The sequence below is a fragment of the Streptomyces sp. NPDC101225 genome, from assembly GCF_044767585.1.
GTDB lineage: Bacteria > Actinomycetota > Actinomycetes > Streptomycetales > Streptomycetaceae > Streptomyces.
Window position 1 is genome coordinate 104,472 of record NZ_JBIWOE010000026.1, and the last position, 19,748, is coordinate 124,219.

Consider the following 19,748-nt stretch of genomic DNA (forward strand, 5'->3'; position numbering starts at 1 on the left):
AACCCTGAGGGTGCGTCAGCTCATCCGCCCCAGGACCTCCCGCACCCGTCGGACGTCCCGGATGCGCTGCTCGTACGTCGCGCCGAGGGCGAGCAGCAGGAGTCCGGCGAGGGCGGGAGGTACCCAGCGGGGGAGTGTGCCGGTCATCTGGACCAGATACGGGGCGAGTTCGTGCAGGGTGTCCAGGACCAGCACCGAACCGCCGAGCACGAGGGGTGCCCGCAGGCGGTGCCGGGCGCCGAGCAGGGTGAGCAGCAGGGCCGCCGCGCCCAGCAGCAGGGGGCGCGCCCCGTGCGGGTCGTGCCAGGCCGCGACCAGGCTGGGCAGCAGGGTGGCGGCGAGCCCCGGGCCGTACGCCGTCCAGGACGGCACCCGCGGATCGCGGTGCCGGCGCCAGGCACCGACGCACAGCGCCAGGACGGTGACCGGGAGCGTGTACGCCTCGACCGTGCCGACCTCCCAGGACGCCAGCCGGACCCAGCCGGCCAGCACGAACAGGACGGCGGCCGGATGCCCGAGGGAGCGCCGGTCGGGGCGCACCGCCGTACCGGCCGCGATCACGCCGCACAGGGCGAGCACCAGGGCGAGCATCGGCGGGGTGGTGATCGCGAGGCCGATGGCGAGCAGCCCCGCGACGGCGCCGGTCACTTCGGCCCCCACGCGCGCGTGGGGGCCGTCCAGGCGGGGGGCGACCAGGGCCGCGGCCAGCGGGACGGCCAGGACCAGCAGTGCCGTCTGCGCTGCGGGCCGGCCCGTCGCCGCACCCGTCGCGCAGGCGAGCGCGGTGCCGTGCACGAGCGAGGCGGGGACGGTGAAGGGTGCCAGGTGCGCTCGTGCCGAGGCCGCCGCGCATGCTGCCGTCAGGACGGACAGCACGGTGAGCGTGGCCGTCTCGGAGGGCAGGGAGAGCAGGACGAGCGGGACCGAGCCGCCGAGAGCGAGCGCGGTGGTGGCCGCCGGCAGCAGGCGGAGGGCCGCCGCCGCGAGGACCGCGGCGGTCGCCGCGCCCTGCAGCAGCAGAGCCGCCGTGTAGGGGAGCTGGAAGGTGGCCGGCGCCGCCATGGCGGTCGCCCAGACGAGGCAGACCGCGCCGGTCCGCGCCCAGGGCAGCCGGGCCTCGTCACGCACCAGGCAGGCCGCCACCGCCGCGACCACCACCGGGCCCAGCAGCAGCTGCCACGGGTACGGCGGCCACGGCGTGTGGACGGTCACCGCGGCCCGCGCGCCGGACGGTGCGCCGGACCACGGATCGGCGACCTGGCCCAGCGGACCCAGCAGCGCCACCGCGAGGAGCGGCAGCGCACACACGAGCGCGGCCGCCTGCACGGTGCCCGACGCCTGCACGGCGCCGTGCCGCACGACCCCGGGGAGCCGTGTCCGCACCGCCAGCAGGGCGACGCCACAGGCCAGATAACCCGGTACGGTCCATCCTCCGGGCAGCGTCGCCCGCAGCACGCCGCCCACCGCCGCGACCAGCAGCAGCCAGCCCGCCGCGGCGTTGAGCGTCGGCAGCGCCGGGTCCGGCAGCCGCCGGGCCGCGACCAGCGCGATCGCCGCCGCCAGGAGGAGGAGCGCCGCCGCACGGGCGGCGGCGCTCGGGCCGGCTGCTCCCCAGGAGAGCCAGCCGGCCGCCAGTGCGCCCCAGCCGCCCATGCCGTACGCGCCGACGACGGCGGGGACGCGTACCGACCGGGCGGGCACCCGGAGCGCCACAACGGTGTCGATCCCGGCCGTCAGCACCAGCGCGGCCGTGATCGCGTAGGCACCCGCCGAGACCGAGATCGCCCAGCACAGCAGGGGGAGTTGGGCCGCGGCCAGGGCCGCCGGAAGCGGCAGACGCAGCCCCGACACGCGCGGGAGCAGGCCGTACGCCGTCCAGAGCGCGGCCAGCAGCGCCGAGGCGAGCGCGGTGTACGCCGCGGTGTCCGCCCCGGTGAAGGCGACCTGCCGCACCGCGTACGCGTCCAGCACCGTCAGCGCCGGCCCCAGGCCCGCCACCGCCTCGGCGGTCGAGCTCAGCCCGCGCCTCAGCAGCGGCAGCGGCGCCGCGAGCGCGGCCGCCGTCACCGCGCCGAGCACCAGCGCCCGCCCCGCGATCCCCATGTGCCCCCAGCTGACCAGGGTGAAGACCGTCGCCGCGAGGGTGAGCAGCACGCCGCCGAGCAGCAGGAGGAGGTTCTGCACGCCGGGCGCCGTGGCCTCCGGCCGCGGCGGGCCGAGGGGGGCCTGCCGTACCGGGCGCGCGGGGGCGGCCGGTACGGCCCGGAGCGCGGCGACCAGCCGGCCGCGGCGGTGCAGCAACTGGGCCCGGCGGGCGTCCAGTTGCCGCAGCTCGGCGTCGAGGAGGCGCAACTCCTCGGCCGGGGGCGGAACATGCGTCATGGCAGTGAGTGTGGTCCGCGTCACGTCACGCGACATGAGTCCGCGTACTCAGAACGTACTCAGATCCGGGCGGAACGCCCTGCGCACGGGCACACTCCCTGCATGGACTGGACGCACTACCGCTTCCGCAGTATCTGGTCGCTGCCCGTCGCGCCCGCCACCGTCTACCAGGCGCTGGAGCGGGCCGAGGACTACCCCCGCTGGTGGCCCCAGGTGCGGGAGGTGACCCGGCTGGACGACACCACCGGGGTCATCCGGATCCGCTCACTGCTCCCCTACGACCTGCGCTTCACCGCCCGGGAGACGCGGCGCGACCCCGGCGCCGGTGTCCTGGAGATCGCCATGACGGGCGACGTCGAGGGCTGGGCCCGCTGGACGGTCACCGCGGCCGGCGCCGGCACCCTCGCCCGCTACGAGCAGGCCGTCGACGTGCGCAAGCCGCTGCTCAGGAGGTTCGCCGTGCCGGGGCGGCCGTTGTTCCGCGCCAACCACCGGCTGATGATGCGGGCGGGACGGCGGGGGCTGGCCGCCCACCTGGAAGCGGTTTGATGCAAGCCCGCCGGGACCTGTATTGTTCAGTCCGTTCCCGGGCGATTAGCTCAGTGGGAGAGCGCTTCGTTCACACCGAAGAGGTCACTGGTTCGAACCCAGTATCGCCCACGTTCGCGAGAGCGACGTGTGTCCGCAGAACGTGCGGACCGCGTCGCTCTCGTCGTGTTGTGCGCCGCTTCGCCGCGCCGAGCGGGGGCTCCGCCTCCACGCCCCGGGCCGCGGTGCCGGTCGGCGCGGCGGCAGCGGTCATGCCGCCGCCGGCAGGTCCGGCCGCAGCGGCCACTCCGGGTTGACGAACTCCTCCGTGCCGCTCCTGGCGAACCACGCCTGAAGACCGCGTGCCTGGGCCGCGTGCCATGTCGTCTGCAGGGTGTGCAGCTCGGCGGGGGAGAGGCGTTCGAGGCGGGCGGCGAACCGGCGCCCCAGCGCCCGTACGACGTCCAGGGCGGCCAGGGCGTCGGCGGCCGCGTCGTGCGCGCCCTCCAGTTCGACGCCGTAGTGCGCGCACAGGTCGGTCAGCGTGCGGCGGCCCTTGCGGTAGCGGTCGAGGTGCTTGTCCAGGACCCGCGGGTCGAGCACGCGCAGCGCCGACGCCTCGAACCAGCGGTCCAGTGACGAGGCGCGATGTCGGCGCAACTCGCGGTCCAGCAGCGTGAGATCGAAGGGCGCGTTCATCACGACCAGCGGGCGCGCCATCGCCGCCTGCTCGGCCAGCTCCTCCGCTATCTCGTACATCACCGGCGCCGGCCAGCGGCCGTTGCGCGCCAGGTGCTCGTCCGTCAGCCCGTGCACCGCCGTCGCCGCCTCCGGCACCGGCATGCCCGGGTTGACCAGCCATCGGGTCACCCGGGGCCGGGACCCCGGGGCGTCCTGGACGACGACGGCGGCCGACACGATCCGGTCGGTCTCGACGTCGACGCCCGTGGTCTCCGTGTCGAAGGCGGCCAGAGGCCCCTCGTACCAGCACGTCATGTCCGCACAACTCCTCGTTCACCCACGGCAGCTGACGTCCCGTCTTCTGCCTGTTTGGTGATACCCGGGCTGTTTGCGGCGTACGCCGGAAGGACACAACAGGAGTGCGGGTCTTTGCAGTTCAGCGGCCCGCAGCAGGGAAACACTTGGCTTGGAAGGCTGTTTGGTCATGGCGATAGCGCAGCCCGAGCGGGGCGGGCTGCTGCCCGAACGCACGGGCCCCCTTCGCGGCACACTCGCCACCACCGCGTGCATGGAGACACTGCAGGTGGGCTATCTGCACGCGGTCGCCGCGGCGGCCGGCTGCTCGCTGTCGCAACCGTTCCCGGACAACGGCATCGACTGGCACGTCAGTCACGGCTCCCCCGGGCACACCGTCGACGACGAGGTCACCATCAAGGTACAGCTCAAGTGCACGTACCAGGTGCCACCGAACCCGCCGGCCCGCCTTCCGCCGGCGCCCTCGGCCGAGGGCGCCGCGCCCCCGCCCCGCGTGATGGGCCGCTTCTTCTCCTTCACGCTCGACAACGACCATCTGCGCAAACTCGCGCGCACGCCCGTGTCGGTGCACAAGATCCTGGTGGTGATGCTCGTCCCGCGCGCCCAGGACGACTGGCTCAGGGCGAGCCACGACCGGCTCGACCTCAGGCACTGCTGCTACTGGGTCAACCTCGCCGGGCACCCGGTCACCGGCCGGACCCGGACCACCGTGCGGATATCGACCGCGCGCATCTTCGACGACCGTGCGCTGTGCGAGATCATGACGCGGGTCGGGACGGGAGGCAGACCATGACGCACCGCCCCCTGGAGGAGCCCCTCCGGCCGGTGAGGTCGCACCCCGACGACACCGCCGGTGCGGCCTGGCACCGGACGCCCGAGCCCGGCCGGGTCGACCCCGCCGTGCTCGGCGCCCTGCTGCAGCGGCACGGCTGGCAGCGCCGCGGCGGTGCCGCCGGGCGCTACGGCCGCTGGACCCCGCCCGGCCCCGGTGGCTCCGGCACGAGCCTGCTCGTGCCGGAGAGCCGCGCCTTCCCCGACAGCGACGACCTGCTCGGCGAGGCGCTGCTCGCGCTGAGCCGCAGCGGCATGCCGTCCGCCCGCGAGGTGCTGGTCGGCCTCACCGTGCCCAGCGACGAGATCCGCTGGTGGCGGGACGCGCCGGCCGGCCCCGCCGACGCCACGCCCTGGAGCGTGGCGGAGCAGCTGCGCACCGCCGCCCGCCGGATGCTGCTCGCCGCCGCGCTCGCCACCCGCGCGCGTGCCGGCTACCACGGAGCCCGGCACCGGCGCGGCGCCGCCGCCCTGCTGGAGAGCGTCCTCGTGGGGCCCGCCGCCGGTGACGGCCGGCTCACCGCCTTCGTGCCCGTGGGCACCGGACGGCCCCTCGCCGTACGGCTGCACCAGGCGCTGTACGCCGCCCGGGAGGCCGTCGACTACCGGCGTGCGACCGGCGGCATGGACGCCTTCGACGGCGCCGTCGCGGCGGGCGTGAGCCGGGAGCTGACCGAGGCGCTGATCGCCTTGGTCAGCGGCGCCGAGGGCGCCAGGATCGGAGTGCAGTGGGCACCGGCGGCCGGTGTGCCGCAGGACTGTGTGGCGGGGGTCGAGCCGGTGGAGTTCTCGCCCGGCGACCTGCCCGTGCTGCGCGAGGCCGGCGCCCGCTATCTGCGCGAGGAGCCGTCCGTGCCCGTCCGGATCACCGGCACGGTGGTGCGGATGCGCAGGCCGGGGCCGCGCGGCGAGGGCAGTGTGCGGCTGCGCGTGATCGCGGGAGCCGAGGTCCCGCACGTCCGGATCACCCTCGACGAGGAGGACTACCGCATCGCCGGGCACGCCCACCTCGTAGGGCTGCCGGTGCGGTTGCACGGGCGGCTGGAGTCCCGGGGCGGCTTCCGCAGGCTGACCGGCGCTTCGGGGGTCGTACCGGTGCAGGTGGAGGAGGCGGAGCGGGACCGGCTGCTGAAGTCGCTGCAGGAGAATCTCGACTTCTTCGAGGAGGCCCGCGGCGGGGAGGACTGCGGCTGATCCCGGGCCGCTCCGGATCTTCCCGGAAGGCGGCCGTTTCGCGGTCGGCGGGCCGGGGTCGGTACGATCCCCTATTGCGCGCGCTCCTGGTATGGCGCCGCACCCCACCTGCAGTCAGGAGAGACCGGTGTCAGACGTCCGTGTGATCATCCAACGCGATTCCGAGCGGGAAGAGCGCGTGGTGACGACGGGCACTACGGCCGCCGAGCTCTTCGCCGGCGAGCGCTCGATCGTCGCCGCGCGCGTGGGCGGTGACCTCAAGGACCTGGCGTACGCGCCGGCCGAGGGCGAGGTCGTGGAGCCGGTCGAGATCTCCTCCGAGGACGGTCTGGCCATCCTGCGCCACTCCACGGCGCACGTCATGGCACAGGCCGTGCAGGAGCTGTTCCCCGAGGCCAAGCTGGGCATCGGCCCGCCGGTCAAGGACGGCTTCTACTACGACTTCGACGTCGAGAAGCCCTTCCACCCCGATGACCTCAAGGCCATCGAGAAGAAGATGCAGGAGATCCAGAAGCGCGGCCAGCGCTTCTCCCGCCGCGTGGTCACCGACGAGGAGGCCCGCGAAGAGCTCGCCGACGAGCCGTACAAGCTGGAGCTGATCGGCCTCAAGGGCGCCGCGTCGCACGACGACGGCGCGGACGTCGAGGTCGGCGCCGGCGAGCTGACGATCTACGACAACCTGGACGCCAGGACCGGCGAGCTGTGCTGGAAGGACCTCTGCCGCGGTCCGCACCTGCCGACCACCCGGAACATCCCGGCGTTCAAGCTGATGCGCAACGCGGCCGCCTACTGGCGCGGCAGCGAGAAGAACCCGATGCTGCAGCGTATCTACGGCACCGCCTGGCCGTCCAAGGACGAGCTGAAGGCGTACCTCGAGTTCCTCGCCGAGGCCGAGAAGCGCGACCACCGCAAGCTCGGCAGCGAGCTCGACCTGTTCTCCGTCCCGGAGCAGATCGGCTCCGGCCTCGCCGTCTTCCACCCCAAGGGCGGCATCGTCCGCCGCGTGATGGAGGACTACTCGCGCCGCCGGCACGAGGAGGAGGGCTACGAGTTCGTCTACACCCCGCACGCGACGAAGGGGAAGCTCTTCGAGACGTCCGGGCACCTGGACTGGTACGCCGACGGCATGTACCCGCCCATGCAGCTCGACGAGGGCGTGGACTACTACCTCAAGCCCATGAACTGCCCGATGCACAACCTGATCTTCGACGCGCGCGGCCGCTCCTACCGTGAACTGCCGCTGCGCTTCTTCGAGTTCGGGACCGTCTACCGGTACGAGAAGTCCGGCGTCGTGCACGGCCTGACCCGCGCCCGCGGCTTCACCCAGGACGACGCGCACATCTACTGCACCCGGGAGCAGATGTCGGAGGAGCTCGACAAGACGCTCACCTTCGTCCTCGGCCTGCTGCGCGACTACGGCCTGACCGACTTCTACCTGGAGCTGTCCACCAAGGACCCGGAGAAGTCCGTCGGCTCCGACGAGGCCTGGGAGGAGGCGACGGAGACGCTGCGCGAGGTCGCCGAGAAGCAGGGCCTGCCCCTGGTCCCCGACCCGGGCGGCGCCGCCTTCTACGGTCCGAAGATCTCCGTCCAGACCAAGGACGCGATCGGCCGCACCTGGCAGATGTCGACGATCCAGCTCGACTTCAACCTGCCGGAGCGCTTCGACCTGGAGTACACCTCCGCGGACGGCACCAAGCAGCGCCCGGTCATGATCCACCGCGCGCTCTTCGGCTCCATCGAGCGCTTCTTCGCCGTTCTCCTGGAGCACTACGCGGGCGCCTTCCCGGCCTGGCTGGCCCCGGTCCAGGCGGTCGGCATCCCGATCGGCGACGCGCACGTCGAGTATCTGGAGACGTTCGCCGCGGCCGCGAAGAAGCGGGGGCTGCGGGTCGAGGTGGACTCCTCCTCCGACCGCATGCAGAAGAAGATCCGCAACGCCCAGAAGCAGAAGGTGCCCTTCATGGTCATCGCGGGCGACGAGGACATGTCGAACGGCTCGGTCTCCTTCCGCTACCGCGACGGCTCGCAGGAGAACGGCATCCCGGTCGACGACGCCATCGCCAAGATCGTGAAGGTCGTGGAGGAGCGCGCCCAGGTCTGATCCGCCGCTCGGCGAAGGCCCCCGGGAGGTTCAGTCTCCCGGGGGCCTTTCGTCGTCGTCCTCGCGGGAGAAGGTCTGCAGCAGCCAGGAGGCGAACGTACCGGTCACGGCACCGAGCAGGGCGAGCCCCATGGCCATCATCCCGACCGCGATCAGCCGGCCCATCGGCGTCACCGGGACGACGTCGCCGTATCCGACGGTGGCCAGGGTGGAGCAGGTCCACCAGACCGCGTCGCCGAAGGTGCGCATCGTGGCGCCCGGCGCCCCGCGCTCCTGCTGGAACACGGCGAGCGCGCCGGTGAAGCCCAGCAGCAGGGTGGACAGCCCGGCGTACGCCATCACACGCGCGTGCAGCGCCAGCCGAGGCTTGCCGTGCCGCCGCTGCACGGTCTCGTAGACCCGGACGACCCGCAGCGGCCGCAGCAGCGGCAGCACGAGCACCACGGTGTCCAGCAGATGGGTCCGTACGAACCGCAGCCCCTGCCCGCTCAGCCACCAGCGCACCGCGTAGTCGACGGCGAACAGCGCCCAGGCGGCCAGCAGCACCGCGAGATCCAGCGTGCGCCAGATCTCGGGCAGCCGGGGGGCCAGGACGCGGATCGCGTACACGGCGAGGAAGACCATCGACGCCACCGCGAGCGGCATGTCCATGTGCTCGTCCCAGCGGGCCCTGCGGCTGTCATCGTCCACCGCCCCAGCTTGGCGCGAGGTGCTTTTCCCGCAACCCCGCCGACACGCTCCGAACGGGCGACGCCATATGCTGCACTGCATGACGAGTGAGCCGGAGCAGCAGCGGGGAGTGGGGACGCAGGACGCCTTCCAGCGTCTGTGGACGCCCCACCGGATGGCCTACATCCAGGGCGAGAACAAGCCGACCGGCCCGGGTGCCGGCGACGGCTGCCCCTTCTGCTCCATCCCGGCCAAGTCCGACGAGGACGGGCTCATCGTCCGGCGCGGTGACCAGGTCTACGCCGTGCTCAACCTGTACCCGTACAACGGCGGCCACCTCATGGTCGTGCCCTACCGTCACGTCGCCGACTACACGGACCTGACGGACGCCGAGACCACGGAGCTCGCCGAGCTGACCAAGCAGGCGATGACGGCGCTGCGCACCGCCTCCGGGGCGCACGGCTTCAACATCGGCATGAACCAGGGCACCGTCGCGGGCGCGGGCATCGCGGCCCACCTTCACCAGCACATCGTCCCGCGCTGGGGCGGTGACACGAACTTCATGCCGGTCGTCGGCCACACGCGCGTGCTGCCGCAGCTGCTGGCGGACACCAGGAAGATGCTGGCGGACGCGTGGCCGACCGTGTGACGGGCGTCGGCCCGTCCCCCGGACCACCCCCGCCCCCGTGTCCAACAGCCGCCGTGCGGCCGCGGCCGGCGGTCTACGCGTCGTAGAGGTCCGCCTTCTTCGGTGTCGCGTCCTGGACCGCCGTCGACAGGAACGCCGAGCGCGTGCCGAACTTCTCCGTGTTCACGCCGTTGTCGTTCAGCACCCGGATCGCCGCGGCGTGCACCACGCGCAGCACCGGCGTGGCCGCACGCAACGCGTCGTCCGCCATGAAGCGGTGCCGCCACGGCTGGTCGGCCCAGGCGTGCCGCATCCCGAACGGCTCCGGCAGGGCTATCGTGCCGCCCAGCCAGTTCAGCAGGGGCGGGTACCAGGAGATCGGGGCGCGCACGGACAGCCGCACCACCTCGTCGCTGTCGACCAGCGGCAGGCTCACCGTCCGGGTCTCCCACGGCTTGAACGACTTCTGCACCTGCTTGGAGGGTGCCTCGGGCTTGCTGGTGAACAGGGAGTTCACCGGGCCCAGCGCATGGCCGGTGACCTCGATGCGCAGCGTCTCGTGCAGCACGGTCACCGTGATCATCATGGTGATGATCAACTGGCCGTCCCACAGCGTCCATTGGACGCCCAGGTAGTGCCGGTCACCCGCGCCGAACTGCTGCTTGTTGCAGATGTCCTGTATCGCGTGCGTCCTGACCTGGTACGCCTCCACGTCGGTGCCCTCGGGACGGGACACCGCCTTCGCCCCCTCGCCGATCGGCGTGACGATCCAGTGCCGTATGGAGGGCTTGGGGAAGCCGCCGGTGTTGAGCGTGTTCCGCTCCAGCATGCTCAGCTGGTCCTGGATCGCGCGGATGACGTCCCAGCTGCGGAACGGGTGGATCTCCCGCGTCGGGTCGGCCGGAACCAGATCCTCCGCGAGCTGCCAGCTGCCCCAGCGGGTGCCCATGCCGAGGATGCCCTTGGGCCCGGCGTAGAACACCGAGTTGGACTGCTGCTCGGCGGCGAGCTTGGCCAGGGACTGGCGCAGCGCGTCCGCCTTCGTCTCGCCGGGGCCGGTCGGTACCGCCTCGGGCACCTTGGCGCCGACGCTGCTGCCGGCGAGCAGGCTGTCCCAGCGCCCGCGCAGGTCCTTCGCCGTGCGCTCGCATATCTGCTTGGCCCAGAACCAGCCGATGACCGGCATGATGACGCAGGCGCGCGCATACCAGGCCCAGAAGCCCTCGAACGGCATCCGGATCAGGAAGATCACGGCGAACGCGCCCACCGCCACCAGCAGGGTCGTCGCCAGTGCGCCGGCCCGCTTGTCGTCGCGCCTGGCCACGGTCTGGCGGATCGTGAAGATCATCAGCCAGACGAGCAGTCCCGGCAGGAACAGCAGGCCGCACAGCACCATGACGACGGACAGCCTGTTGTCCCGGTCCTTGCGGATGTTGTTCGCCGCGAGGGCGTGCTCCACGACGACCTGCGGCTCGGCCCCGAAGGACTGGATGAGCGGCTTGCGGCCGGGGCCCACCATGCGGTCGACGACGGCCCGTGAGTAGGCCTCACCCAGGTTGGGCCGGAACAGTGTGGTCCACTTCCGGCCCGGCTTGAGGGTCGTCTCGTGCCACTCGTTGTCGGCCTTCTTGATCTCCGCGACCGGGTTGTCCCGGTAGGCCGCCGAGGCCAGCGCGTACGTCGCGGTCTGGCCCTCGTCGCCCGTGCGCGGCACCTGGGGCCCGAAGATGTCCCCGTAGCCGCTCTCAACGGTCATGCCCGCCCCCGATCGCCGCCCGACGTCGCCTCTGCGGCTCTTCCCGACTTCCTTGCTCCGCACACCTGTTGATCAGGACGGCGCGCCGAATCCGCGCCGACTTGATCACGTCATCAGCGTATCGGCAGGCACCGACATCCGTCGGCGGACGGCCGAAGCCGTCCGCCGGCGGGGAGGGTGGCGGTCCGTACGAGCGGCCCGGACGCGCCCGGCGCCTCCTACGAGGCGGCGCGCGCCTCCTCACGAATCCTCTCCGCGATCTGCGGGGGCATCGGCTCGTGCCGTGCGTAGGCACGGTTGAAGCGCGCGGTGCCGTGCGAGAGGGAGCGCAGGTCCACGGCGTACCGCCCGATCTCGATCTCGGGCACCTCGGCGCGGATCAGCGTGCGGTTGCCGCTGGTCTGCTCGGTGCCCAGCACCCGGCCGCGCCGCCCCGACAGGTCGCTCATCACGGCGCCCACGTAGTCGTCGCCGACCAGCACCGACACCTCGGCCACCGGTTCCAGCAGATGGATCTTCGCGTCGGCGGCGGCCTCGCGCAGCGCGAGCGCGCCGGCCGTCTGGAAGGCGGCGTCCGAGGAGTCCACCGAGTGCGCCTTGCCGTCGAGCAGCGTCACGCGGACGTCGATGAGCGGATGCCCGGCCGCGACCCCCTTGGCGGCCTGGGCGCGCACGCCCTTCTCGACCGAGGGGATGAACTGCCGCGGCACCGCGCCGCCGACGACCTTGTCCACGAACTCGATGCCCGAGCCGCCGGGCAGCGGCTCCACCTCGATCTCGCAGATCGCGTACTGCCCGTGCCCGCCGGACTGCTTCACATGGCGCCCGCGCCCCGCCGACCTGGCCGCGAACGTCTCCCGCAGGGAGACCATGTGCGGTACGACGTCGACCTGGACGCCGTAGCGGTTGCGCAGCCGCTCCAGCGCCACGTCCGCGTGCGCCTCGCCCAGGCACCACAGCACCACCTGGTGGGTGTCCTGGTTCTGTTCGAGCCGCATGGTCGGGTCCTCGGCGACCAGCCGGGACAGGCCCTGGGAGAGCTTGTCCTCGTCCGCCTTGCTGTGCGCCTGGATGGCGAGCGGCAGCAGCGGGTCGGGCATCTCCCACGGCTCCATGAGCAGCGGGTCGTCCTTGGCCGAGAGGGTGTCGCCGGTCTCCGCGCGGCCGAGCTTCGCCACGCACACCAGGTCTCCCGCGATCGCGTGCGTCACCGGCCGCTGGGTCTTGCCGAAGGGCGTCGACAGCGCGCCGATGCGCTCGTCGACGTCGTGGTCCTCGTGCCCGCGGTCGGACAGGCCGTGCCCGGAGACGTGCACCGTCTCGTCGGGGCGCAGGGTGCCGGAGAAGACGCGGACCAGGGAGACGCGGCCGACGTAGGGGTCGGAGGACGTCTTCACCACCTCGGCGACCAGCGGTCCTTCGGTGTCGCACGCCTTGATCTCGCGGGGCTTGCCGTCGATGGTGGTGACTCCCGGCGTGGGGTGCTCGAACGGCGTCGGGAAGCCGCCCGTGACCAGTTCCAGCAGTTCGATCGTGCCGATGCCCTGCCGGGCGCCCTCGACCGCGGGGGCGGCGGCCAGGACGGGGAAGAAGACCCCGCGCGCGACGGCCCGCTCCAGGTCCTCCACGAGCGTCTTGAAGTCGATCTGCTCGCCGCCCAGATAGCGGTCCATGAGGGTCTCGTCCTCGCTCTCCGAGATGATCCCCTCGATCAGCCGGTTGCGGGCCTCGTCGATCCGCGGCAGCTGGTCCTCGCCCGGCTCGGACTCCTTGCGCTCGCCGGAGGAGTAGTCGAACAGCTTCTGCGACAGCAGCCCGACCAGCCCCGTCACGGGCGCGTGCCCGTCGGGTCCCTGCGGGCCGTGCAGCGGCAGGTACAGCGGCAGCACGGCGTCGGGGTCGTCGCCGCCGAACGCCTCGGCGCAGACCCGCGTCATCTCCTCGAAGTCCGCGCGGGCGGACTCCAGATGCGTGATCACGATCGCCCGTGGCATGCCGACGGCCGCGCACTCCTCCCACACCATGCGCGTCGAGCCGTCCACGCCGTCCGAGGCCGAGACGACGAAAAGGGCCGCGTCCGCCGCTCGCAGACCGGCCCTCAGTTCTCCGACGAAGTCGGCGTATCCGGGGGTGTCGAGGACATTGATCTTGATGCCGTCCCATTCGACGGGCACCAGGGAGAGCTGTACCGAACGATTCTGCCGGTGCTCGATCTCGTCGTAGTCCGAGACGGTGCCGCCGTCCTCCACACGGCCCGGCCGGTTCACCGCTCCCGCGGTGAGCGCGAGAGCTTCCACCAGTGTCGTCTTGCCCGATCCGGAGTGGCCGACCAGCACCACATTCCGTACGGACGCGGGGTGGTCGGCCGCTGTAGCCCTGCCGGCGGCTCCGGGGTGTGTGCTTGCCTTGTCGCCCATGGCCTTGCCTCCCGTGCACGGTGAGGTCTCTGTGGGCGCGGGCATGCCGGGCCGCGTGCGGTGGCGGCTCCGACGACGCCCGCGGTCCTTCGAGCTTTCCACTCCCGTCACGGTGCGTCCATACGAAGGACGCGATCGCGCCGTTACCCGTCTGCCGTCAGGCCGTGACGACGGCGTGCGGGTGCCCGACCGTCGCACACGCGCGCGCGTGGCTACGATGGGCCAGCCGGTGGCCAGCAGGGGCCGAGCCGGCCACACCGACCGTCGGGAAGGCCATGCTGAACAAGTACGCGCGTGCATTCTTCACGCGTGTCCTCACACCGTTCGCCGCGTTTCTGATCCGCCGGGGCGTCAGTCCCGACACGGTGACGCTCATCGGTACGGCCGGAGTGATGGCCGGCGCGCTGGTCTTCTTCCCCAGGGGCGAGTTCTTCTGGGGCACCGTCGTGATCACGCTCTTCGTCTTCTCCGACCTCGTCGACGGCAACATGGCCCGCCAGCTGGGCCGCTCCAGCCGGTGGGGAGCCTTCCTCGACTCCACCCTCGACCGGGTCGCCGACGGCGCGATCTTCGGCGGCTTCGCTCTGTGGTACGCGGGCAGCGGCGACGACAACGTCCTGTGCGCCGTGTCCATCTTCTGCCTGGCCAGCGGCCAGGTGGTGTCGTACACCAAGGCCAAGGGCGAGTCCATCGGACTGCCGGTCGCCGTCAACGGCCTCGTCGAGCGCGCCGAGCGCCTGGTCATCTCACTGGTCGCGGCCGGCTTCGCCGGGATGCACAAGTTCGGGGTGCCGGGCATCCAGTACCTGCTGCCCGTCGCACTGTGGATCGTCGCCGTGGGCAGCCTGGTCACGCTGATCCAGCGGGTCGTCACCATCCGCCGGGAGTCGGCCGAGGCGGAGGCCGCGGCGGGCACGCCGGAGAACGCCCCGCACGGGAGCGAGGCGGCGAAGTGAGGGCACGGGACCGGCTGACGGACGGGCTGTACGGCCTCGGCTGGAGCACCGTCAAGAAGCTCCCCGAGCCGGTCGCCGTACGCCTCGGCCGGAGCGTCGCCGACCTCGCCTGGAAACGGCGCGGCAAGGGCGTGCGGCGCCTGGAGAGCAACTACGCGCGCGTGGTGCCCGACGCGAGCCCCGAGCGCCTCGCCGAGCTCTCGCGCGCGGGCATGCGGTCGTACCTGCGCTACTGGATGGAGTCCTTCCGCCTCCCGGCCTGGAGCGCGGAGCGCATAAAGGGCGGCTTCGACCCCAAGGACGTGCACCACCTCACCGACGGGATCGCCTCCGACCGCGGCGTCATCCTGGCACTGCCGCACATGGCCAACTGGGACCTCGCCGGGGCCTGGGTCACCACCGAGCTCGAGACGCCGTTCACCACGGTCGCCGAACGCCTCAAGCCCGAGACCCTCTACGACCGCTTCGTCGCCTACCGCGAGGGCCTGGGCATGGAGGTCCTGCCGCACAGCGGCGGCAGCGCCTTCGGCACGCTGGCCCGGCGGCTGCGCGACGGCGGCCTGGTCTGCCTGGTCGCCGAGCGCGACCTGTCGACCTCGGGCGTCGAGGTCCGGTTCTTCGGCGAGGCCACCCGCATGCCCGCCGGACCCGCCCTGCTCGCCCAGCAGACGGGCGCGCTGCTCCTGCCGGTGACACTCTGGTACGACGACACGCCGGTCATGCAGGGGCGGGTGCATCCTCCGATCGAGGTGCCCGAGACAGGTGACCGGCCCGAGAAGACGTCTGTCATGACACAGGCGCTGGCCGACGCCTTCGCCACGGGGATCGCGGACCATCCGGAGGACTGGCACATGCTGCAGCGCTTGTGGCTCAAGGACCTTCAGCCCCGCCCGGCTGACATCGCGGCAGGGGAGCGGCCGTGAGGATCGGCATCGTCTGCCCGTACTCGTGGGACGTGCCGGGCGGCGTCCAGTTCCACATCCGCGACCTGGCGGAGTACTTCATCGGGCTGGGCCACGAGGTCTCCGTGCTGGCCCCCGCCGACGACGACACCCCCCTGCCGCCGTACGTCGTCTCGGCCGGCCGCGCGGTCCCGGTGCCGTACAACGGCTCGGTGGCGCGGCTGAACTTCGGCTTCCTGTCGGCGGCGCGGGTGCGCCGCTGGCTGCACGACGGCCGGTTCGACGTGATCCACATCCACGAGCCGACCTCGCCCTCCCTGGGCCTGCTCACCTGCTGGGCGGCGCAGGGCCCGATCGTCGCCACGTTCCACACCTCCAACCCCCGCTCCCGCGCGATGATCGCCGCGTACGCGATCCTGCAGGCGGCCCTGGAGAAGATCAGCGCCCGGATCGCGGTGAGCGAGTACGCGCGCCGCACGCTGGTGGAGCACCTGGGCGGCGACGCCGTCGTCATCCCGAACGGCGTCGACGTCGACTTCTTCGCCGGGGCCAAGCCCAACCCCGAGTGGCAGGGCGAGACCATCGGCTTCATCGGGCGCATCGACGAGCCCCGCAAGGGCCTGCCCGTCCTGATGAAGGCCCTTCCGAAGATCCTCGCCGAGCGTCCGGGGGCCCGGCTGCTCGTCGCGGGCCGCGGCGACGAGAAGGAGGCGGTGGAGTCACTGGCCGCCGAACTGCGCCCGCGGGTGGAGTTCCTCGGCATGGTCAGCGACGAGGAGAAGGCCAGCTTCCTGCGCAGCGTCGACCTGTACGTCGCCCCCAACACCGGCGGCGAGAGCTTCGGGATCATCCTGGTCGAGGCGATGTCGGCGGGCGCGCCGGTCCTCGCCTCGGACCTGGACGCCTTCGCGCAGGTGCTGGACCAGGGAGCGGCCGGCGAACTGTTCGCCAACGAGGACTCCGACGCGCTGGCGGAGGCCGCGGTGCGGCTGCTGGGCGACCCCGCGCGCCGGGCCGAGCTGCGGGAGCGCGGAAGCGAGCACGTACGCCGCTTCGACTGGTCGACGGTCGGGGCCGACATCCTCTCCGTGTACGAGACGGTGACGGCGGGCGCGGCGGCGGTCGCGGCGGCCGACGAGCGGGGGCCGGGCCTGCGGGCGCGGTTCGGGCTGGCGCGCGACTGACCGGCGCCCGCGCGGGAACCCTCCCGCCGCCGACCGCAACTGCCCGTGAACGCCCGGGTAACGTGTGCCCCCGTGACCGTCACCCTGATCTGGATTCTCGTCGTCCTCGCCGCCGTCGGCCTGTACCTGAGCTGGACGGCGGGCCGGCTCGACCGGCTGCACGCCAGGATCGACGCGGCCCGCGCCGCGCTCGACGCGCAGCTGCTGCGCAGGGCCTCCGTGGCCCAGGAACTGGCCACCTCCGGCGTCCTGGACCCGGCCGCCTCGATCGTCCTGTACGAGGCCGCGCACGCGGCGCGGCAGACCGAGGAGGAGCAGCGGGAGGTCGCCGAGAGCGAGCTGAGCCAGGCCCTGCGCGTGGTGTTCGCGGAGGCGCAGCAGGTGGACGCGGTGCGCGCGGCGCCCGGTGGCGACGAGGCCTTGCGGGAGCTGACCGAGGCCGTGCGCCGCGTCCCGATGGCCCGTCGCTTCCACAACGACGCCGTCGGCGCGGCCCGCCGTCTGCGCGAACATCGCAAGGTGCGCTGGTTCCGCCTGGCCGGGCACGCCCCCTTCCCGATGGCCTTCGAGATGGACGACGAGCCGCCGACGGCGCTGGCCGACCGCGCTCCCCAGCAGTCGTAGGGCCGCCGCGGCGGCAAAAGGATCCACCGGCTTCCCATTGGCCCTTGCTGTGGACTGACCCCATCGCGTTTCCTCGGAGCTTGCAGCAACCCTCTTTCACTTCAGTGAGGTCATCCGTGTCCAGCACGCTCTCCGAAAACCAGGCCCCCGCGACCGGCACCGCGCGCGTGAAGCGCGGGATGGCGGAGCAGCTCAAGGGTGGCGTGATCATGGACGTCGTCACGCCGGAGCAGGCGAAGATCGCCGAGGACGCGGGCGCCGTCGCCGTCATGGCCCTGGAGCGGGTCCCGGCCGACATCCGCAAGGACGGCGGCGTGGCCCGCATGTCCGACCCGGACATGATCGAGGGCATCATCGAGGCCGTCTCGATCCCGGTCATGGCCAAGTCCCGCATCGGCCACTTCGTCGAGGCCCAGGTGCTGCAGTCCCTCGGCGTCGACTACATCGACGAGTCCGAGGTCCTCACCCCGGCCGACGAGGTCAACCACTCCGACAAGTGGGCCTTCACCACCCCCTTCGTCTGCGGTGCCACCAACCTGGGCGAGGCCCTGCGCCGTATCGCCGAGGGCGCCGCCATGATCCGCTCCAAGGGCGAGGCCGGCACCGGCAACGTCGTCGAGGCCGTCCGCCACCTGCGACAGATCAAGGGCGAGATCGCCAAGCTGCGCGGCTGCGACAACAACGAGATCTACGCCGCGGCCAAGGAGCTGCGCGCCCCCTTCGAGCTGGTCAAGGAGGTCGCCGAGCTCGGCAAGCTCCCGGTGGTGCTGTTCTCGGCCGGTGGCGTGGCCACCCCCGCCGACGCCGCGCTCATGCGCCAGCTCGGCGCCGAGGGCGTCTTCGTCGGCTCCGGCATCTTCAAGTCCGGCGACCCGGCCAAGCGTGCCGCCGCCATCGTCAAGGCGACCACCTTCTACGACGACCCCAAGATCGTCGCGGACGCGTCCCGCAACCTCGGCGAGGCCATGGTCGGCATCAACTGCGACACCCTCCCCGAGGCCGAGCGCTACGCCAACCGCGGCTGGTAAGGACCACGGCTCTCCCATGAACACTCCTGTCATAGGCGTCCTGGCCCTTCAGGGCGACGTACGGGAGCACCTCACCGCACTGGCCACGGCCGACGCCGTGGCCAGGCCGGTGCGGCGCCCCGAGGAACTCGCCGCGGTGGACGGCCTCGTCGTCCCCGGCGGCGAGTCCACCACGATCTCGAAGCTGGCCGTCCTCTTCGGCGTGATGGAGCCCCTCCGCGCGCGCGTGCGCGCCGGCATGCCCGTCTACGGCACCTGCGCGGGCATGATCATGCTCGCCGACAAGATCCTGGATCCGCGCTCGGGCCAGGAGACGATCGGCGGCATCGACATGATCGTGCGCCGCAACGCCTTCGGGCGGCAGAACGAATCCTTCGAAGCGGCGGTCGACGTCAAGGGTGTGGAGGGCGATCCTGTAGAGGGCGTCTTCATCCGCGCCCCCTGGGTCGAGTCCGTGGGCGCCGAGGCCGAGGTGCTCGCCGAGCACGGCGGCCACATCGTGGCCGTCCGCCAGGGCAACGCGCTCGCCACGTCGTTCCACCCGGAACTGACCGGCGACCACCGCGTGCACGCGCTCTTCGTCGACATGGTGCGCGCCTACCGGACACCGGAGTCCTTGTAGGATCTCTGGAGTTCGTTGCAGAGATGGGTTACGCGAAGGAGACAGGCAGATGTCCGGCCACTCTAAATGGGCCACGACGAAGCACAAGAAGGCCGTGATCGACGCCAAGCGCGGCAAGCTCTTCGCGAAGCTCATCAAGAACATCGAGGTCGCGGCGCGGATGGGCGGCGTGGACCTCGACGGCAACCCGACGCTCTACGACGCCGTCCAGAAGGCCAAGAAGCAGTCGGTCCCGAACAAGAACATCGACTCCGCGATCAAGCGCGGCGGTGGTCTCGAGGCCGGTGGCGCCGACTACGAGACGATCATGTACGAGGGCTACGGCCCGAACGGCGTCGCGGTGCTGATCGAGTGCCTCACCGACAACCGCAACCGCGCCGCCTCCGACGTCCGCGTCGCCATGACCCGCAACGGCGGCAACATGGCCGACCCGGGCTCGGTGTCGTACCTCTTCAACCGCAAGGGCGTCGTCATCGTCCCCAAGGGCGAGCTCGCCGAGGACGACGTCCTCGGTGCCGTCCTGGACGCCGGCGCCGAGGAGGTCAACGACCTCGGCGAGTCCTTCGAGGTGCTGAGCGAGGCCACCGACCTGGTCGCCGTCCGCACCGCCCTCCAGGACGCCGGGATCGACTACGACTCCGCCGAGGCCAACTTCGTCCCGACCATGCAGGTCGAGCTGGACGAGGAGGGCGCGAAGAAGATCTTCAAGCTGATCGACGCGCTGGAGGACAGCGACGACGTGCAGAACGTCTTCGCCAACTTCGACGTCAGCGACGAGGTCATGGAGAAGGTCGACGCGTAACGCTGCCGCGAACCGAGCGGTTTCGGCGGGGCCGGGGGGCCAAAACGCCCCCCCGCCCCCCCCCCCTGTTGGGGGGCGCGGGGAAGCACGGGGGGCTTAGAAAATAAACCAACGGGGTGGGGCGC

At 72.1% G+C, this 19,748-nt stretch carries 17 protein-coding genes and 1 tRNA gene; 13 read left to right on the plus strand and 5 right to left on the minus strand.

Features of this window, described 5'->3' with window-relative positions:
- Positions 1–15: 15 nt before the first annotated feature.
- Entirely contained in the window at positions 16–2,418 is a 2,403-nt protein-coding gene (locus ACIRPX_RS30385; protein WP_404201160.1) for an SCO7613 C-terminal domain-containing membrane protein, read from the minus strand.
- Between the two features lie 66 nt (positions 2,419–2,484).
- Between ACIRPX_RS30385 and ACIRPX_RS30390 the strand changes: the two genes are divergently transcribed.
- Together ACIRPX_RS30390 and ACIRPX_RS30395 are read left to right on the plus strand one after the other, a co-directional pair.
- Entirely contained in the window at positions 2,485–2,931 is a 447-nt protein-coding gene (locus ACIRPX_RS30390) for an SRPBCC family protein (protein ID WP_404201162.1), read from the plus strand.
- 39 nt (positions 2,932–2,970) lie between these two features.
- Positions 2,971–3,042 (plus strand) — tRNA-Val (locus ACIRPX_RS30395).
- Positions 3,043–3,180: 138 nt separating this feature from the next.
- Here the strand turns inward: ACIRPX_RS30395 and ACIRPX_RS30400 are convergent.
- On the minus strand, positions 3,181–3,906 hold the full coding sequence (locus tag ACIRPX_RS30400) for a 3'-5' exonuclease (protein WP_404201164.1): 726 nt from the start codon (positions 3,904–3,906) through the stop codon (positions 3,181–3,183).
- 169 nt (positions 3,907–4,075) lie between these two features.
- Here ACIRPX_RS30400 and ACIRPX_RS30405 point away from each other — a divergent pair, with 169 nt between their 5' ends.
- The 3 genes from ACIRPX_RS30405 (at position 4,076) to thrS (ending at position 8,035) form a co-directional block, all read left to right on the plus strand.
- On the plus strand, positions 4,076–4,699 hold the full coding sequence (locus ACIRPX_RS30405) for a DUF4365 domain-containing protein (RefSeq protein ID WP_404201166.1): 624 nt from the start codon (positions 4,076–4,078) through the stop codon (positions 4,697–4,699).
- Positions 4,696–5,931, plus strand: coding sequence for a hypothetical protein (locus ACIRPX_RS30410; RefSeq protein WP_404201168.1), 1,236 nt, complete (start codon positions 4,696–4,698; stop codon positions 5,929–5,931). The genes ACIRPX_RS30405 and ACIRPX_RS30410 overlap by 4 nt, the downstream gene beginning before the upstream one ends.
- A gap of 127 nt (positions 5,932–6,058) precedes the next feature.
- The gene (thrS, locus tag ACIRPX_RS30415; RefSeq protein ID WP_404201170.1) at positions 6,059–8,035 is read left to right on the plus strand and encodes a threonine--tRNA ligase; all 1,977 of its coding nucleotides are present in this window, start codon (positions 6,059–6,061) and stop codon (positions 8,033–8,035) included.
- 30 nt (positions 8,036–8,065) lie between these two features.
- On the opposite strand, the gene ACIRPX_RS30420 is transcribed toward thrS, so the two are convergent.
- Positions 8,066–8,725, minus strand: a complete 660-nt coding sequence (locus ACIRPX_RS30420; RefSeq protein WP_404201172.1) for a potassium channel family protein — start codon at positions 8,723–8,725, stop codon at positions 8,066–8,068.
- A 79-nt stretch (positions 8,726–8,804) separates the two neighbouring features.
- Here ACIRPX_RS30420 and ACIRPX_RS30425 point away from each other — a divergent pair, with 79 nt between their 5' ends.
- Positions 8,805–9,353 (plus strand): HIT family protein, encoded by a 549-nt coding sequence (locus ACIRPX_RS30425; RefSeq protein WP_404201174.1) that lies wholly within the window; start codon positions 8,805–8,807, stop codon positions 9,351–9,353.
- A 73-nt stretch (positions 9,354–9,426) separates the two neighbouring features.
- Here the strand turns inward: ACIRPX_RS30425 and ACIRPX_RS30430 are convergent, their stop codons facing one another.
- Together ACIRPX_RS30430 and ACIRPX_RS30435 are read right to left on the minus strand one after the other, a co-directional pair.
- Entirely contained in the window at positions 9,427–11,088 is a 1,662-nt protein-coding gene (locus ACIRPX_RS30430) for a hypothetical protein (RefSeq protein ID WP_404201176.1), read from the minus strand.
- Positions 11,089–11,306: 218 nt separating this feature from the next.
- Positions 11,307–13,505 (minus strand): elongation factor G-like protein EF-G2, encoded by a 2,199-nt coding sequence (locus ACIRPX_RS30435; RefSeq protein ID WP_404201178.1) that lies wholly within the window; start codon positions 13,503–13,505, stop codon positions 11,307–11,309.
- 275 nt (positions 13,506–13,780) lie between these two features.
- On the opposite strand from ACIRPX_RS30435, the gene pgsA reads away from it, so the two are divergent.
- From pgsA to ACIRPX_RS30470, 7 genes are all read left to right on the plus strand, one after another.
- The gene (gene pgsA / locus ACIRPX_RS30440) at positions 13,781–14,461 is read left to right on the plus strand and encodes a phosphatidylinositol phosphate synthase (protein ID WP_404201180.1); all 681 of its coding nucleotides are present in this window, start codon (positions 13,781–13,783) and stop codon (positions 14,459–14,461) included.
- Positions 14,458–15,384 (plus strand): phosphatidylinositol mannoside acyltransferase, encoded by a 927-nt coding sequence (locus tag ACIRPX_RS30445; RefSeq protein WP_404201182.1) that lies wholly within the window; start codon positions 14,458–14,460, stop codon positions 15,382–15,384. The genes pgsA and ACIRPX_RS30445 overlap by 4 nt, the downstream gene beginning before the upstream one ends.
- Positions 15,381–16,547 (plus strand): glycosyltransferase family 4 protein, encoded by a 1,167-nt coding sequence (locus ACIRPX_RS30450; protein ID WP_404201184.1) that lies wholly within the window; start codon positions 15,381–15,383, stop codon positions 16,545–16,547. Before ACIRPX_RS30445 ends, ACIRPX_RS30450 begins: the two co-directional genes overlap by 4 nt.
- A 72-nt stretch (positions 16,548–16,619) precedes the next feature.
- The gene (locus ACIRPX_RS30455; RefSeq protein WP_404201186.1) at positions 16,620–17,171 is read left to right on the plus strand and encodes a hypothetical protein; all 552 of its coding nucleotides are present in this window, start codon (positions 16,620–16,622) and stop codon (positions 17,169–17,171) included.
- A gap of 116 nt (positions 17,172–17,287) precedes the next feature.
- On the plus strand, positions 17,288–18,199 hold the full coding sequence (pdxS, locus tag ACIRPX_RS30460; RefSeq protein ID WP_404201188.1) for a pyridoxal 5'-phosphate synthase lyase subunit PdxS: 912 nt from the start codon (positions 17,288–17,290) through the stop codon (positions 18,197–18,199).
- Between the two features lie 16 nt (positions 18,200–18,215).
- Positions 18,216–18,821 carry a pyridoxal 5'-phosphate synthase glutaminase subunit PdxT gene (gene pdxT / locus ACIRPX_RS30465; protein WP_404201190.1) on the plus strand — a complete coding sequence of 202 codons (606 nt, stop codon included), beginning with the start codon at positions 18,216–18,218 and terminating at the stop codon, positions 18,819–18,821.
- Positions 18,822–18,870: 49 nt separating this feature from the next.
- On the plus strand, positions 18,871–19,623 hold the full coding sequence (locus ACIRPX_RS30470) for a YebC/PmpR family DNA-binding transcriptional regulator (RefSeq protein ID WP_404201192.1): 753 nt from the start codon (positions 18,871–18,873) through the stop codon (positions 19,621–19,623).
- The last annotated feature ends 125 nt before the right edge of the window (positions 19,624–19,748 follow it).